The organism is Pseudomonas sp. GW822-FHT03F08 (assembly GCF_058801265.1).
On the sequence record NZ_JBXANC010000009.1, the window covers coordinates 185,518 to 199,844 of the forward strand.

Consider the following 14,327-nt stretch of genomic DNA (forward strand, 5'->3'; position numbering starts at 1 on the left):
CGGTTTCTTGAGGGGATTTGGGGGAAGGCATGGCCAAGAACATCGATGACAAACTGGTGCTGGCGATTTCGTCCCGTGCCCTGTTCGACCTGAGCGAGAGTCACAAGGTGTATCTGTCGAGCGGCGTCGAAGCCTATCGGCAATATCAGATCGAGCACGAAGACGAAATCCTCGCGCCGGGCGATGCCTTTCCGCTGGTGGAAAAACTGCTCAACCTCAACAGTCGCCTCGGCCGTGCCCGGGTCGAGGTGATTCTGGTGTCGCGCAACAGTGCCGACACCGGCCTGCGGGTGTTCAACTCGATCGATCATTACGGCTTGGCGATTTCCCGCGCGGCATTTGTCGGCGGGCGCAGTCCTTATCCTTATCTCAAAGCGTTCGGTTGCGACCTGTTTCTTTCTACCCATGCTGAAGACGTGCGTTCGGCGCTGGATAACGGCTTTGCGGCGGCGACCATTCTTTCCGGCGGCGCCAGCCGTGCGGCCAGCGATGAATTGCGCATCGCCTTCGACGGCGATGCGGTGCTGTTTTCCGACGAATCGGAGCGGGTCTATCAATCCGGTGGCCTCGAAGCCTTCCAGGCCAAGGAGCGTGAATCCGCTCGTGAGCCGTTACGTGGCGGGCCGTTCAAAGGCTTCCTCGCGGCGCTCAATCTGTTGCAGCGCGAGTTCCCGGACGACGCCTGTCCGATCCGCACCGCGCTGGTCACCGCACGTTCGGCGCCGGCTCACGAGCGGGTGATCCGCACTTTGCGCGAGTGGGACATCCGTCTGGACGAGTCGCTGTTCCTCGGCGGCCTGACCAAGTCGGCGTTCCTCGAAGCCTTTGCCGCCGACGTGTTTTTCGACGATCAGGCCGGTCACTGCGAGCTGGCCCGGGAGGTGGTTGCCACCGGCCATGTCCCGCACGGCATCAGCAACGAACCGGCGGTCTAAAGCCCACGTGGTTCAAGACGTTGCGTCGCACGTCGTACTCGCCAAGGCACTGCTAAGCTGAATCAAATCTCCGCCATGTTGGCTAGCGAGGAGGTCATATGATTCGTTCGATGCTGTATGCCACTGACCTCGGTCTGTACGCACCGTTAGTGATGCAGCATGCCTTGGCGATGGCTCGAATATTCAATGCCGACTTGTATGTGGTGCACGCGGTGGAACCCATGGGGCTGTTTGCCGAATCGGTGTTGCAGAGCTATCTCGACGAGCAGGCGTTGAACGAATTTCACAGTCAGGGTCTGAAAACCGTCATCGCCAATATCGAGCAGCGGGTGCTGGACAGTTTTCGCGAGGAACTGGGGGACGAAGGCGAGCAGGATCTGCTGCGGATTCGTGCGGTGCGGGTGCTGCAGGGTGATCCGTCGCAGGTGATTCTCGACCAGGTACAGAAACTCTCCGTCGATTTGCTGATCGTAGGAAGTCACAGCCACGGGGTTGGGGCGGAAACACCGTTGGGGCGCACGGCGACTCGCTTGCTGCAATTGTCCAAGGTGCCGGTTTACATGGTGCCGCTGGTGGAGCGTCGGCGTCGGGAGGATCGCTGAGGCGGGAATAATGGCGTTTTGATAAAAAAGTTCTAGATTTATTCTTCAAACCATTAATATAGTTATATACCGTCGCTGATGCCCGTGGCGTCTACCTGCTTTGAGGGATTCATATGAAGCTTCAACAATTGCGCTACATCTGGGAAGTGGCGCACCACGACCTCAACGTTTCCGCTACAGCCCAAAGTCTCTACACCTCGCAACCGGGCATCAGTAAGCAAATCCGTCTGCTGGAAGACGAACTGGGCGTCGAAGTGTTCGCCCGCAGTGGCAAGCACCTGACCCGTGTCACTCCGGCCGGCGAGCGCATCATCACCACCGCCGGTGAGATTCTGCGCAAGGTCGAGAGCATCAAGCAGATCGCCCAGGAATTCTCCAACGAGAAAAAAGGCACCCTGTCGATCGCCACCACTCACACCCAGGCACGTTATGCACTGCCGCCGGTGATCAGCAATTTCATCAAGCAATACCCGGACGTGGCGCTGCACATGCACCAGGGTTCGCCGATGCAGATCGCCGAAATGGCCGCTGACGGCACCGTCGATTTCGCCATTGCCACCGAAGCGCTGGAGCTGTTCGGCGATCTGGTGATGATGCCGTGCTACCGCTGGAACCGCTGCGTGGTTGTACCGCAAGGCCACCCGCTGACCAAGCTGCCGAAGCTGACCCTCGAAGCGCTGGCCGAATACCCGATCGTGACTTACGTGTTCGGCTTCACCGGCCGTTCGAAACTCGACGAGGCTTTCAGCCATCGTGGTCTGACGCCGAAAGTAGTGTTCACCGCTGCCGACGCCGACGTGATCAAAACCTACGTGCGCCTGGGGCTGGGTGTTGGCATCGTGGCGAAAATGGCCGTCGATACCAAACTCGACAACGACCTGGTGGTACTCGATGCCAGCGAACTGTTCGAGTCCAGCGTGACCAAGATCGGTTTCCGTCGCGGCACTTTCCTGCGTGGTTTCATGTGCGACTTCATCGAGAAATTCGCGCCGCACCTGACTCGCGAAGTCATGGCCAAGGCCATTCAGTGCCACAACAAGCAGGAACTCGAAGAGCTGTTCGAAGGCGTTGAACTGCCGGTTCACTAAGCCCCTGTCGCTGAGCCCCTGTCTACAGCACCTCGGTGACAGCAAACTGTTGCCGGGTGCCCGCCACCAGAATCTCCACCTCATCGCCCTCGAACTTGCCCAGCAGGCTTTTGCCCAGCGGCGAGCGCGGGGTGATGACGGTAATTGGCTGACCGACCACGTCGACTTTCAGTCCCGCCGCATCCGGTGCCAGAAACAGCCATTGCTCGCGACCCTTTTCGTCTTCCAGACCGAGCAGGGCGCCGATTTCAATTCCGCGTTGATCGTCATAGGCCCGAAGCGTCAGGTTCTGGCAGACCGCCAGTGACTGGCGGATCTCCTCGACCCGTTTCGCTTGCCCGGCTGCCAGGTACGACGCCTCAAGTCCCAGGGTGTCGTACTTGTTTTCGGCGATGTTCTCTTCGTGGGTCGCGGTTTCGTAAGCGGTTTGCGCGGCGCGTTCGGCGATATCGAGGTCGACGCGCAGTTTGTCGAGAATCAGTTGATGGACGGCGTGCTTGTTCATGATCAATCGCAGAATTGCAGGACGTTGGCGCGGCTTTTTTCGCTCGGGGCCGTCTGATCCTGCTGGAGCCAGAACTGGCATTTCGGATTCGACTGGTTGCGCGTGCTGCTGCGGGCCTGATCGAGACGGTTTTGTTGTTCGTTCTTGCGCAGGTTTTCTTCGTACTGCTCGAACAACGGGCTTTGTGGAGGAATATCCGGCACCGCTCGTACCGCCGGTGGATTGGCCAGTTGTTGTACGGCCTGGGCAACTGGCGCCAGTTGTTCATTGAAGACAAAGCGTGAAATGAGCCAGCAGGTCAGCGCAATGGCCAGGAAACCCAGCCACAGGCCCAGGGCAATGCTGCCGGTCAATTGCAGCGCGCTAAGCTGAACAGGCAAGGGGCGGCGCGGGTTTGGGCGGTAGGGCATGGCTGCCTCCTGGCGGATGATTGCGGGCAAGTGGCGATTGTCGCACGAAGATTAATCGTCGTCGGCTCTTCTGCACGCACACATTTATGCGGACAATCGTCGCTTTTGCCAACGGGAGTCTTGAATGCCGCAACCGAAAACCCGCTGGGACATCTTTTGCACCGTGGTCGATAACTACGGCGACATCGGGGTGACCTGGCGTCTGGCCCGGCAACTGGTGGCCGAGCATGCATTGGCCGTGCGGCTGTGGGTCGATGATCTGCGCGCGTTCGAACGGATTTGCCCGGAACTCGACATCAATCTCGACGCGCAATGGCAGCAGGGTGTCGAGGTCCGGCACTGGCCGGCAGAATGGCCGGAAACGGACGCCGCCGATGTAGTGATCGCCGCGTTCGCCTGCCAGTTGCCGGGTGCCTACATGGACGCCATGGCCGAGCGGGAAAAGCCGCCATTGTGGATGAACCTCGACTATCTCAGCGCTGAAGACTGGGTGGCCGGCTGCCACGGCCTGCCTTCGGTGAAGTACAAGTCCGTGCAGAAGATCTTTTTCTTCCCGGGATTCCAGGCGGGCACTGGCGGGTTATTGCGTGAAAGCGGATTGCTTGAGCGACGTCAGCGGTTTCAGCAGGATCCCGAGGCGCAGCGACAATTCCTGCAGGCGTTGGGGGTCGATCCTGCACCCGGTACGCAACTGATTTCGCTGTTCGCCTACGAGAATGCCGGGCTCGCCAGTTGGCTGGATGTACTCGCGGCCGATTCGACGCCCACTCATCTGTTGGTGCCGGAAGGGCGGATTCTCGGTGATGTCGCACGTTGGCTCGGCGTCGAGTCGCTGTCTGCCGGCGCTGTGCATGTCGATCGATCGCTGACCGTGCAGGTGCTGCCGTTCGTCCGTCAGGATCAATACGATCAACTGCTGTGGTGCTGCGATTTCAACGCGGTGCGCGGCGAAGACTCGTTCATCCGGGCGCAGTGGGCAGGGCGGCCGATGTTGTGGCACATCTATCAGCAGGACGAAGATATCCATCTGGACAAGCTCGATGCCTTCCTCGCGCTCTATGGAAAAGGCCTTTCGACGGAAGCTGCCGAGGCGATGAACGGTCTCTGGCGAGCCTGGAGTGCCGGGCAGCCTATCGGCGAGCACTGGCTTGAGGCCCGTAAATACTGGCCCGAACTGCAGAAAAATGCCGAAGCATGGTGTCTGGAACAGGCCTTGCAGGCCGATCTTGCGACGGCGCTGGTACAGTTTTACCGAAATTGGATATGATACGCGGCCTAGATTTTTGTAAATCCCATCCAAATTCGGATATTCGCAATGAAAACTGGTAAAGAACTCAAACCCGGTACCGTGATCCGTATCGACAACGATCCTTGGCTGGTTCAGAAAGCTGAATTCACCAAATCGGGCCGTAACAGCGCGATCATGAAGACCAAGCTGAAGAACCTGCTGACCGGTTACAAGACCGAAACCGTTTACGGTGCGGACGACAAGCTGGACGACGTGATCCTGGACCGCAAAGAAGCGACCCTGTCCTTCATCAGCGGTGACACCTACACGTTCATGGACACCAGCGACTACACCATGTACGAGCTGAACGCCGAAGACATCGAAAGCGTTCTGCCTTTCGTTGAAGAAGGCATGACCGACGTTTGCGAAGCCGTGTTCTTCGAAGAGCGTCTGGTTTCCGTAGAGCTGCCGACCACCATCGTGCGCGTAGTTGACTACACCGAAGGTTCGGCTCGTGGCGACACTTCCGGCAAAGTCATGAAGCCAGCCAAGCTGAGCAACGGTACTGAGCTGCAGGTTGCCGACTTCATCGAAATCGGTGACAAGATCGAAATCGATACCCGCGAAGGCGGTTCCTACAAAGGCCGTGCCAAATAAGCACTGCTTTTTGCGGAAAGAAAAAGCCCGACCATTGAGTCGGGCTTTTTTGTGCCTGATGAAAATTACTGCTTCAGGTGCTGTTTCAGTTCTTCCGAGGCCTGCAACATCGCCGAGCGCACCGCCGGCACCTGGCTGACCACGTTGAGCAAACCGTAGTCGTGGATCATGCCGTTGTAGCGCACCGAGGTCACCGGCACGCCGGCTTCGTCGAGTTTGCGGGCGTAGGCTTCACCTTCGTCACGCAACACGTCGGCCCCCGCAGTCTGGACCAGTGCGGGCGGCAGACCTTTCAATTGCGCGGTCGTGGCCCGCAGCGGCGAGGCGTAGATCTCGTTACGCTGGTTGGCGTCGGTGGTGTAGTTGTCCCAGAACCACTTCATCATGTTGCGGGTGAGGAAGTGCCCCTCGGCATACTGGTTATACGAACCGGTGTCGAAACTGGCATCGGTCACCGGCCACAGCAGTACCTGGAACTTGATCGCCGGGGTGCCTTTGTCCTTGGCCATCAAGGCGACGACTGCCGCCATGTTGCCGCCGACACTGTTGCCCGCCACCGCCAGACGCTTGCCGTCGACGTTGATCTCTTTGCCGTGTTCGGCCACCCATTTGGTTGCCGCGTACGCCTGGTTGATCGCCACCGGGTAATGCGCTTCCGGCGAAGGGGTGTAGTTGACGAACACCGCCGCGGCCCCCGAGCCGACCACCAGATCCCGCACCAGACGTTCGTGGGTCGGGAAATCTCCCAGCACCCAGCCGCCGCCGTGGAAGAACATGAACACCGGCAACTCGCCCTTGACCCCGGCCGGCCGGACGATGGTCAGGCTCAACGGTTGGCCATCGACCTGGATGGTCTTCTCGCTGACGTCTGCCTTGGGCAGCGTCAGTTTGATCCCCGACTGAGCGCCCGTCAGTACGGCGCGGGCATCCTTGGGCGTCAGTTGTTCCATCGGTTTGCCGGTGCCGGCGTTCAGCACATCGAGGAACGCCTGAGTGTTGTGCTCGACGTCACCGGCGAATGCGCTGTGAACGGACAGGGCGAGAAGGGTACCGGTCAAGACTTTGCTGAAAGTGTTCATGTTCATTTCCTGTTCGGGCCTGGGTGTCAGTGATTACACGGTGACGTGCAGGCGCACATCGACATTGCCACGGGTGGCGTTGGAGTACGGGCAGACCTGGTGGGCGGCGTCGACCAGGCTTTGTGCGTCAGCCTGTTCCAGGCCCGGCAGGTTGATGTGCAGGTCGATGTCCAGACCGAAACCACCAGGAATCTGACCGATACCGACGTGAGCGGTGATCGAGGCGTCGTCCGGGATTTTGCGTTTGGTCTGGCTGGCAACGAATTTCAGCGCGCCGATGAAGCAGGCCGAGTAGCCGGCAGCGAACAGTTGCTCAGGGTTGGTGGCTGCGCCGCCGGCACCGCCGAGTTCTTTCGGGGTGGCCAGTTTGACGTCGAGGATGTTGTCGCTGGAGATCGCACGACCGTCACGGCCGCCAGTGGAGGTTGCGATTGCGGTGTAGAGAGTTTGCATGGTGTGAGCCTCATTGAGTGTGATTTATTGCGCTAATTGTTTGCGCGCTAACTAGGTGCGAAGTAAATGTACTGCGCTAATATTTAGCGCGCAAGATAAATTTTTGAAAAATGATGAAGCCGAGACATGGATCAGGCTGAGAAGAGATCTCAACTCTTTGATATGAAAGGTTTTTACGAAGGGAAAACGAGAGAGAAAAAATTTTGCGGGAGAGGGGGAAAGCAGAGAAAGGCGCGATTTCCCTGTAGGTTCGAGGTCGCTCCTACAGGGAAAGGGGGAGGCTTAAGTGAGGCTGTCCTGCAAATGACCGCGCAAGGCCTGCAACTCGGCTTGCAGGTTTTGCAGGCGCTCCAGCGTGAAGCCACTGGCCCCCAGAATGCATTGCGGAACGGTTCGGGCCTTGTCTTTCAAGGCGCGGCCCTGTGCGGTCAATTCGACGATCACCACCCGTTCATCCTCGCGGCTTCGAGTTCGGCTCAGCAAACCTTCACCTTCCAGGCGCTTGAGCAGCGGGGTCAGCGAACCCGGATCGGTCAGCAGGCGCGTGCTGATTTCTCCGACGGTCAAACCATCCTTCTCCCACAGCACCATCATCGCCAGATACTGCGGATAAGTCAGGCCAAGCGCTTGCAACAGCGGTTTGTAGACCTTGGTCATCATCAGCGAAGTGGAATGCAGGGCGAAGCAGGCCTGATTGTCGAGCAGCAGCTCTTCGCAGTGGTCGGTGGTGTCGCGGGTGGTGGTCATGTCGGTGCCTTGAACAGTGATGCAGATGAATCTAGCGCTCGAATCTTTAATGCGCCAGACAATTGTGCCCGGTGGCGAATCGGTCAGTGCCGGCCCAGCTCCCGTTGCAGTGCCAGATCCCACGGTGGCACGGGGCTGAAGCGGGTCTTGAGGTATTCCAGCAGCAGGCGGCTGCGGGAGCTGGCCTGTTGTTCCAGTCGCAGCGCGTAGATGCCGGTGCTCTCCGGTTTTGGCAGGCCGTTTTCACAGAACAGCGGCAGCAGTTCGCCGCGCAGCAAGTATTCGCTGGCCAGCCAGGTCGGCAGATGCGCGATCCCGAGGCCCGCAAGTGCACCGCACACCAGGGCCTCGGCGTTGTTGGCGCTCATGCGGACCCGCGCCGGGCGGTGCAACTGCATCTGCCCGTCCTGTTCGAATCGCCAGGCGAAGGGCGGGGCGAGGCCGTCCCAATCGAGGCCGTCATGTTCACCCAGTTGTGCCGGCTCGCTCGGCACACCCCGACGCTTGAGATAGTCGGGGCTGGCGCAAGCAATGCGCACCATGCTCGCCAGCGGTGTGGCGACCAGTCGGGTATCGGCCATTTGCCCGGCGCGCAACACCAGATCGACCTTGCCCAGGTTCGAGCCGTCCATGTCGACGAAGCTGTCGATCAGATGCAGTTGCACGTCCAGCCCCGGATACAGCACCAGAAAGTCGGCAATCACTGGCGCCAGATGCCGACGTCCGAACGCTGCCGGCGCATCCACCCGGATCAAGCCTTCCGGCGCGCTGCTCAGGGAAACGGCTTCAGCGCGGGCCAGTTGCAGTTCGGCAACGATCCGCCGCGCCCGTTCGGCAAACGCCAGGCCGGCCGGCGTGGCGCGCACCGCATGAGTGCTGCGGATGAACAACTGGCTGCCGACAGCGCTTTCCAGGCTGTCGATACGCCGGGCGACGGCCGATGGCGTCAGCGGATGCCGGCGCGAGGCGGCGGAAAAACTGCCACTCTCCAGCACATCGAGAAACAGCCCGAGTTGTTCGGTCAATTGATTGGGGTTCATGAATCAGCTCAGTGCCTATGCGGATTTGGCACAGCCATTGTGCGTTGCTGTGCGTTTCCGTGCCAGCGCCGACTGCGTAGGATGAATCCCCTGACGTATGAGGAATTCTGCTGTGATCGAGTTTTTGCTGTACCTGTTGTTTGGCGCCGCCCTCGGCACCCTGGGTGGGATATTCGGAATCGGCGGCGGCTTGATCGCCATTCCGCTGCTGGGTGTGTGGTTCGGGCTTGATCAGCAGATCGCCCAGGGCACGGCGCTGGTGATGGTGGTGCCGAACGTGATGCTGGCGCTGTGGCGTTATCACCAGCGCAACCGCATCGAACTCCGGCATGCGTTGCCGCTGGCGGTGATGGGATTCTGCTTTGCGTGGATCGGCTCGATCTGGGCCGTGGGCATCGACGCGCAAACCATGCGCATCGGTTTTGTCGCGTTCCTTGTGGCGTTGTCAGCGTACAACCTGGTGCGCATGTTCGGCGCGCGTCCGGCGGCGACTTCCGAGATGCGTTATTCATGGCCGTGGCTGGGCGTGCTCGGCGCGGCGTCGGGCACCATGGGCGGTCTGTTCGGTGTCGGTGGGGCAGTGGTGGCGACGCCGGTGCTGACCAGCCTGTTCGGCACCACTCAGGTGGTCGCTCAAGGCCTGTCGCTGGCGCTGGCATTGCCGAGCACCGGTGTCACGCTGGTGACGTACGCGGTGCACCACGAAGTGGACTGGATGATCGGCCTGCCGCTGGCCATCGGCGGTCTGGCCAGCATCAGTTGGGGCGTGAAGGTGGCCCACGCGATGCCGGAAAAACTCCTGCGTGGGCTGTTCTGCGGGTTCCTGGTGCTGTGTGCGGTGATGCTCGCCTTTAAAGTTTGAAACCTTCGACGATGTGCTCGGCCAGGCATTCGGTGATCGGCGACGGATTGTTCAGATTGCGGATCAGCATGATGCTGGCCTCGGGCAACAGCGGCAGATCTTCGGCGGCACCGAGAATTCGCAAGTCCGGGGTGATCAGGCTTTCCAGTTGCGCGGTGATCGCCAGACCCGCGCTCACCACCGCCATCAACGCCGACAGGCTGGTGCTGTTGTAGGCAATCCGGTATTCACGGCCCATGGCGTCCAGCGCATTGCAGGCCCACAGTCGACAGAAACAATCACTGTTGAACATCGCCAGCGGCAACGGCGTCTGCTCGTGGGCGCTGAAGTTCTGCGCCTCGGCCCAGACAAAGCGCTCCTTGCGCAGCAACTGGCCAATCTCGTTGCCCGGCTCGCGGGTGACGATCGACAGATCCAGGTCCGTGCGTTGCAGCAACTGTTTGGTCGACTCGCAATGCACTTCGATCTGGATCAGCGGGTAGAACTGAGCGAAGCGCGACAGGATCCCCGGCAGAAACCGCATCACGTAGTCGTCCGGCGTGCCGATCCGCACCGTGCCGACCATGTGCGGCTCGCGCAGGGTGTTGAAGACTTCGCTGTGCAATTTCAGGATGCGCCGCGCGTAGCCGAGCAACACCTGGCCTTCGGCGGTGAGGCGCACCTGACGCCCGTCGCGCTCGAACAACTGGCGCTGCAACACGTCCTCTTCCAGACGCTTCATCTGCATGCTCACCGCCGACTGAGTGCGGTTGACCATTTCGCCGGCGCGGGTAAAACCGCCCTGATCGGCAATTGCGACAAAGGTACGCAGGACATCGGTATCGATACTGGGGTACGCCGACAATTGATGAATCTCCGTGATGCTTGCCATCAGAAACATTCGTTGGATTGATCGTAGCCCCGGCGCGAGACTTGAGCCATCCCTAAAGGAGGGCAACACGATGAAAGGTCAAAAACTGTATGTGAGCGATGAAAGAGTTCCGGTCCATCTGATTTCCGATCTGCTGCACAAGTTTAGCCGCTGGTACGAACTTCACCGCGAACGCGAGCTGCTCGCCAGTCTGAGCGACGAAGCGTTGAAGGACATCGGGGTCAGCCGTGCCGATGTCGAACACGAAGCGATTCGGCCGTTCTGGGACGATCCGATGCATAAATGATGAGGCCATCGCTACACAAACCCTCTTGTGGTGAGGTAGGTTGCGAGCAGACATGGAGGTACACATGCCCGCGACATTGTCCTTTTCCCTTAAACAGGCTCGACGTCTGGCACTGGCTGCCCAAGGGTTTCACGGGCGCCAGCCGCCGGCTGTCAAGGCGATGCACGTCAACCGGCTGATCGAACGTCTCGGCCTGTTGCAGATCGACTCCGTCAACGCCGTGGTGCGCTCGCACTACCTGCCGCTGTTTTCCCGTCTCGGTTCCTATTCTGCTGACTTGCTCGACCAGGCTGCCTGGAGTTCGGGGCGACGTCGTTCGTTGTTCGAATACTGGGGCCATGAAGCGTCATTGCTGCCGCTGTCGATGTACCCGTTGATGGGCTGGCGCATGCAGCGAGCCAGGCGCGGTGAGGATATCTATCAGCAACTGGCGCGTTTCGGCCGTGAGCAACAAGGCACCATTCGCCGGGTGCTGGCGTCGGTCGAAGAGCAGGGCGCACTGGGCGCCGGCAGCCTGTCGACCCGAGAGGAAAAGGCCGGCCCCTGGTGGGACTGGAGTGCGGAAAAACATGCGCTGGAATGGTTGTTTGCCGCCGGCGAAGTCACCGTGGCCGGGCGGCGCGGCTTCGAACGGCTGTATGACCTGCCGGAGCGAGTGATTCCGGCGTCCGTGCTGCAACAGCCATTGCCCGATGAGGCCGAGGCGCAGCGCGGTTTGCTGCTGCACGCGGCTGAGGCGTTGGGCGTAGGCACGGAAAAAGACCTGCGCGATTACTTCCGCCTGAACCCTGCCGATGCCCGACCACGCCTGGCGGAGCTGGTCGAGGCCGGGCAACTGCTGACCTGCGAAGTTGCTGGCTGGCGTCAGATTGCCTACTGCCTGCCCGAACCGAAAGTCCCGCGCAAAGTCGAGGCCAGCGCATTGCTGTCGCCGTTCGATTCGCTGATCTGGGAACGCAGTCGCACCGAGCGGCTATTCGACTTCCGCTATCGGCTGGAGATTTATACGCCGCAGGACAAGCGGGTCTACGGCTATTACGTGCTGCCGTTCCTGCACAACGAACGGATTGCTGCGCGGGTTGATCTGCGCGCCGAGCGGGCGGCGGGGCGATTGGCGGTGCATGCGGTGCACGAGGAAGAACCGGGGCTGGATGAGGCGGGGATGCTGGCGTTGGCGCTGAACTTGCGGCAGATGGCGGATTGGTTGGGGCTGGAGCAGGTGCTGCTCAATTGCCAGCGCGAAAGTGCCGGGCGGTTGCGGGTGGCGTTGGCTCAAGTCGAAAACGACCGAGCCAACGTCATCGCGGTTTAGCGTTTGACCTGTTTCAGCGTCTCGGCAATCAGAAACGCCAGTTCCAGCGACTGATCGGCGTTCATCCGTGGGTCGCAATGGGTGTGATAGCGATCCGACAAACCATCTTCAGTGATCGGCCGCGCACCACCGATGCATTCGGTGACGTTCTGCCCGGTCATTTCGATGTGGATGCCGCCAGCGTAGCTGCCTTCCGCTTCGTGAACCTGGAAGAACTGCTTCACCTCGCCAAGGATCTGCGCGAAGTCGCGGGTCTTGTAGCCGCTGCTGGCCTTGATGGTGTTGCCGTGCATCGGGTCGGAACTCCACAGCACCTGCTTGCCTTCACGCTGCACCGCGCGGATCAGCGCCGGCAGGTGATCGCCGACCTTGTTCGCGCCCATCCGCGCGATCAGGTTGAGGCGGCCCGGATCGTTGTCCGGGTTGAGCACATCGATCAAGCGGATCAGGTCGTCGGGGTTCATGCTCGGGCCGACTTTGACACCGATCGGGTTGTTCACGCCGCGCAGGAATTCGACGTGGGCGCCGTCGAGCTGACGGGTGCGGTCGCCGATCCACAGCATGTGCGCCGAGCAATCGTAGTAATCGTTGGTCAGGCTGTCGCGGCGCACGAAGGCTTCTTCGTAGTTCAGCAGCAGCGCTTCGTGGGCCGTGAAGAAACTGGTCTCGCGCAGTTGCGGCGAGCTGTCCATGCCGCAGGCGCGCATGAACGCCAGGGTCTCATCGATGCGGTCGGCGAGGTGGCTGTACTTCTCCGCCAGCGCCGAGTTGGCGATGAAATCGAGGTTCCACTTGTGCACTTGATGCAGGTCGGCAAAACCGCCCTGGGCGAAGGCGCGCAACAGGTTGAGGGTGGCGGTGGACTGGTGATAGGACTGCAGCAGACGCTCCGGATCCGGCACGCGGCTGGCCGAGTCGAAGCCGATGCCGTTGACGATGTCGCCACGGTAGGCCGGCAGGGTCACGCCGTCGATGGTCTCGTCGTTGGCCGAGCGCGGCTTGGCGAACTGGCCGGCCATGCGCCCGACTTTCACCACCGGGCAACCGGCGGCGAAGGTCATGACGATCGCCATTTGCAGCAGCACTTTGAAGGTGTCGCGAATCTTCGCGGCGGAGAACTCGGCGAAGCTTTCCGCGCAGTCGCCGCCCTGCAGCAGGAACGCCCGGCCCTGGGTGACTTCGGCAAACTGACGACGCAGCTCCCGCGCTTCACCGGCAAACACCAGCGGCGGATAGCTGGCCAGCGTCTGCTCGACCTGGCGCAGGTGCGCGGCGTCGGGGTATTGGGGTTGTTGCTGGATCGGCAAGGCGCGCCAGCTGTCAGGGCTCCAGGGTTGGCTCATCACGGTCTCTATGGTTCTACGCACGGACGGCCATGTTAGCAGCAATTAGTGCGTGACCTGCTCCCGCCGCTTCGCCGACAATCGCCGCTTTGCCACGGCACCAGAGCGGTGCCATCGCGTCACCGCGTCCGGTGACCACCAGGAGACGAAATGACTGAGGAGCGCGTCGAGCTGTTGCTCGCCGAGGTACAGGATGAGTTCGGCGTGATTCGCGTGCTGGAAGTGGCCGACTACCGCTTTCTGGAGTTCGGCGATGCCATCGAGCAAAGCTGCGTGTTTACCGCCGACCCGAGCTGGCTGGAGTACGACTACACCCGGGCGATGCTGATTGGCGCGTTGTGCCATGAGCAACCGGAGAGCGCACTGTTTCTCGGTCTTGGCGCCGGCACGCTGACCCAGGCCTGCCTCAAGTTCCTGCCGCTGGAAGATGTCGAAGCCATCGAGTTGCGCCCGGATGTGCCGCGTCTGGCCATCGAATACCTCGGTCTCGATGACGATCCGCGGCTGTATATCCGCGTTGGCGATGCAATCGAACTGCTGCCGACGGCCGAACCGGCGGATCTGATCTTCGTCGACCTCTACACCGATGTCGGCCCCGGTGCCGCTCACCTTGCGTGGAATTTCCTCGGCGACTGTCAGAAACGTCTGAATCCCGGCGGCTGGTTGGTGATCAACCAGTGGGCCACCGATGACGGCAAGCCTCTGGGGGCGGCGCTGTTGCGCGGGCTCTATCACCGACATTACTGGGAACTGCCGGTGAAGGAGGGCAACGTGATTCTGATCGTGCCGGCGGATCTCGATCAGGTGCTGGACATGCAGGCGCTCACCGCCCGGGCTGAAGCGCTCGCGCCGAAGCTGGGATACTCGTTGCAGTCGTTGATCAAGGCTATTCGCCCGGCGACCTGAGCC

17 protein-coding genes are annotated in these 14,327 nt (G+C 60.8%); 9 read left to right on the top strand and 8 right to left on the bottom strand.

Going from position 1 to position 14,327, the window contains the following annotated elements; genetic code table 11:
* The first annotated feature begins 29 nt into the window (after window positions 1–29).
* From AC1RME_RS22830 to cysB, 3 genes are all read left to right on the top strand, one after another.
* On the top strand, window positions 30–935 hold the full coding sequence (locus AC1RME_RS22830; RefSeq protein WP_096821066.1) for a 5'-nucleotidase: 906 nt from the start codon (window positions 30–32) through the stop codon (window positions 933–935).
* Between the two features lie 98 nt (window positions 936–1,033).
* Window positions 1,034–1,537 carry a universal stress protein gene (locus AC1RME_RS22835; protein ID WP_085730577.1) on the top strand — a complete coding sequence of 168 codons (504 nt, stop codon included), beginning with the start codon at window positions 1,034–1,036 and terminating at the stop codon, window positions 1,535–1,537.
* 113 nt (window positions 1,538–1,650) lie between these two features.
* Window positions 1,651–2,625: an HTH-type transcriptional regulator CysB gene (gene cysB / locus AC1RME_RS22840; protein WP_007955684.1), complete on the top strand. Its 975-nt coding sequence runs from the start codon at window positions 1,651–1,653 to the stop codon at window positions 2,623–2,625.
* Between the two features lie 22 nt (window positions 2,626–2,647).
* Here cysB and AC1RME_RS22845 read toward each other — a convergent pair whose 3' ends face one another.
* The gene (locus tag AC1RME_RS22845; protein WP_096821067.1) at window positions 2,648–3,130 is read right to left on the bottom strand and encodes a GreA/GreB family elongation factor; all 483 of its coding nucleotides are present in this window, start codon (window positions 3,128–3,130) and stop codon (window positions 2,648–2,650) included.
* Window positions 3,131–3,132: 2 nt separating this feature from the next.
* The gene (locus tag AC1RME_RS22850) at window positions 3,133–3,540 is read right to left on the bottom strand and encodes a hypothetical protein (protein ID WP_102620449.1); all 408 of its coding nucleotides are present in this window, start codon (window positions 3,538–3,540) and stop codon (window positions 3,133–3,135) included.
* A gap of 124 nt (window positions 3,541–3,664) precedes the next feature.
* Here AC1RME_RS22850 and earP point away from each other — a divergent pair, with 124 nt between their 5' ends.
* Together earP and AC1RME_RS22860 are read left to right on the top strand one after the other, a co-directional pair.
* The gene (gene earP, locus AC1RME_RS22855) at window positions 3,665–4,807 is read left to right on the top strand and encodes an elongation factor P maturation arginine rhamnosyltransferase EarP (RefSeq protein ID WP_493073120.1); all 1,143 of its coding nucleotides are present in this window, start codon (window positions 3,665–3,667) and stop codon (window positions 4,805–4,807) included.
* Between the two features lie 48 nt (window positions 4,808–4,855).
* Window positions 4,856–5,425 (top strand): elongation factor P, encoded by a 570-nt coding sequence (locus AC1RME_RS22860; RefSeq protein ID WP_096821070.1) that lies wholly within the window; start codon window positions 4,856–4,858, stop codon window positions 5,423–5,425.
* A gap of 65 nt (window positions 5,426–5,490) precedes the next feature.
* On the opposite strand, the gene AC1RME_RS22865 is transcribed toward AC1RME_RS22860, so the two are convergent.
* The 4 genes from AC1RME_RS22865 to AC1RME_RS22880 all read right to left on the bottom strand — a co-directional run bounded on the left by AC1RME_RS22865 (window position 5,491) and on the right by AC1RME_RS22880 (window position 8,744).
* Window positions 5,491–6,504 carry an alpha/beta hydrolase gene (locus AC1RME_RS22865; protein ID WP_493091766.1) on the bottom strand — a complete coding sequence of 338 codons (1,014 nt, stop codon included), beginning with the start codon at window positions 6,502–6,504 and terminating at the stop codon, window positions 5,491–5,493.
* A 33-nt stretch (window positions 6,505–6,537) separates the two neighbouring features.
* Complete coding sequence (locus AC1RME_RS22870; protein ID WP_041069547.1) at window positions 6,538–6,957, bottom strand: organic hydroperoxide resistance protein; 420 nt, start codon at window positions 6,955–6,957, stop codon at window positions 6,538–6,540.
* A 282-nt stretch (window positions 6,958–7,239) separates the two neighbouring features.
* Window positions 7,240–7,704 (bottom strand): MarR family winged helix-turn-helix transcriptional regulator, encoded by a 465-nt coding sequence (locus AC1RME_RS22875; RefSeq protein WP_102620446.1) that lies wholly within the window; start codon window positions 7,702–7,704, stop codon window positions 7,240–7,242.
* An 83-nt stretch (window positions 7,705–7,787) separates the two neighbouring features.
* On the bottom strand, window positions 7,788–8,744 hold the full coding sequence (locus tag AC1RME_RS22880) for a LysR family transcriptional regulator (RefSeq protein ID WP_096821073.1): 957 nt from the start codon (window positions 8,742–8,744) through the stop codon (window positions 7,788–7,790).
* A gap of 112 nt (window positions 8,745–8,856) precedes the next feature.
* On the opposite strand from AC1RME_RS22880, the gene AC1RME_RS22885 reads away from it, so the two are divergent.
* A complete protein-coding gene (locus AC1RME_RS22885; protein ID WP_085744971.1) occupies window positions 8,857–9,606 on the top strand; it encodes a sulfite exporter TauE/SafE family protein in 750 nt (249 codons plus the stop codon).
* On the opposite strand, the gene AC1RME_RS22890 is transcribed toward AC1RME_RS22885, so the two are convergent.
* Entirely contained in the window at window positions 9,596–10,450 is an 855-nt protein-coding gene (locus AC1RME_RS22890) for a LysR substrate-binding domain-containing protein (RefSeq protein ID WP_007955701.1), read from the bottom strand. The genes AC1RME_RS22885 and AC1RME_RS22890 overlap by 11 nt on opposite strands.
* Window positions 10,451–10,547: 97 nt before the next feature.
* On the opposite strand from AC1RME_RS22890, the gene AC1RME_RS22895 reads away from it, so the two are divergent.
* Together AC1RME_RS22895 and AC1RME_RS22900 are read left to right on the top strand one after the other, a co-directional pair.
* Window positions 10,548–10,763: a DUF1127 domain-containing protein gene (locus AC1RME_RS22895; protein ID WP_085607148.1), complete on the top strand. Its 216-nt coding sequence runs from the start codon at window positions 10,548–10,550 to the stop codon at window positions 10,761–10,763.
* A gap of 64 nt (window positions 10,764–10,827) precedes the next feature.
* Window positions 10,828–12,075, top strand: coding sequence for a winged helix-turn-helix domain-containing protein (locus tag AC1RME_RS22900; protein WP_096821075.1), 1,248 nt, complete (start codon window positions 10,828–10,830; stop codon window positions 12,073–12,075).
* Here AC1RME_RS22900 and AC1RME_RS22905 read toward each other — a convergent pair.
* Window positions 12,072–13,418, bottom strand: coding sequence for a class II 3-deoxy-7-phosphoheptulonate synthase (locus AC1RME_RS22905; protein ID WP_007955704.1), 1,347 nt, complete (start codon window positions 13,416–13,418; stop codon window positions 12,072–12,074). The two genes, AC1RME_RS22900 and AC1RME_RS22905, sit on opposite strands and share 4 nt — an antisense overlap.
* A 150-nt stretch (window positions 13,419–13,568) precedes the next feature.
* On the opposite strand from AC1RME_RS22905, the gene AC1RME_RS22910 reads away from it, so the two are divergent.
* Complete coding sequence (locus tag AC1RME_RS22910) at window positions 13,569–14,324, top strand: spermidine synthase (RefSeq protein ID WP_096821076.1); 756 nt, start codon at window positions 13,569–13,571, stop codon at window positions 14,322–14,324.
* Window positions 14,325–14,327: the final 3 nt, after the last annotated feature.

Bases quoted from the DNA above. Each gene is read 5' to 3' on its own strand.
- AC1RME_RS22905 (WP_007955704.1), bottom strand. From the start codon at position 13,418: ATGAGCCAACCCTGGAGCCCTGACAGCTGGCGCGCCTTGCCGATCCAG.
- AC1RME_RS22850 (WP_102620449.1), bottom strand. From the start codon at position 3,540: ATGCCCTACCGCCCAAACCCGCGCCGCCCCTTGCCTGTTCAGCTTAGC.
- AC1RME_RS22875 (WP_102620446.1), bottom strand. From the start codon at position 7,704: ATGACCACCACCCGCGACACCACCGACCACTGCGAAGAGCTGCTGCTC.
- AC1RME_RS22900 (WP_096821075.1), top strand. From the start codon at position 10,828: ATGCCCGCGACATTGTCCTTTTCCCTTAAACAGGCTCGACGTCTGGCA.
- AC1RME_RS22870 (WP_041069547.1), bottom strand. From the start codon at position 6,957: ATGCAAACTCTCTACACCGCAATCGCAACCTCCACTGGCGGCCGTGAC.
- cysB (WP_007955684.1), top strand. From the start codon at position 1,651: ATGAAGCTTCAACAATTGCGCTACATCTGGGAAGTGGCGCACCACGAC.
- AC1RME_RS22910 (WP_096821076.1), top strand. From the start codon at position 13,569: ATGACTGAGGAGCGCGTCGAGCTGTTGCTCGCCGAGGTACAGGATGAG.
- AC1RME_RS22880 (WP_096821073.1), bottom strand. From the start codon at position 8,744: ATGAACCCCAATCAATTGACCGAACAACTCGGGCTGTTTCTCGATGTG.
- AC1RME_RS22895 (WP_085607148.1), top strand. From the start codon at position 10,548: ATGAAAGGTCAAAAACTGTATGTGAGCGATGAAAGAGTTCCGGTCCAT.
- earP (WP_493073120.1), top strand. From the start codon at position 3,665: ATGCCGCAACCGAAAACCCGCTGGGACATCTTTTGCACCGTGGTCGAT.
- AC1RME_RS22860 (WP_096821070.1), top strand. From the start codon at position 4,856: ATGAAAACTGGTAAAGAACTCAAACCCGGTACCGTGATCCGTATCGAC.
- AC1RME_RS22865 (WP_493091766.1), bottom strand. From the start codon at position 6,504: ATGAACACTTTCAGCAAAGTCTTGACCGGTACCCTTCTCGCCCTGTCC.
- AC1RME_RS22830 (WP_096821066.1), top strand. From the start codon at position 30: ATGGCCAAGAACATCGATGACAAACTGGTGCTGGCGATTTCGTCCCGT.
- AC1RME_RS22835 (WP_085730577.1), top strand. From the start codon at position 1,034: ATGATTCGTTCGATGCTGTATGCCACTGACCTCGGTCTGTACGCACCG.
- AC1RME_RS22845 (WP_096821067.1), bottom strand. From the start codon at position 3,130: ATGAACAAGCACGCCGTCCATCAACTGATTCTCGACAAACTGCGCGTC.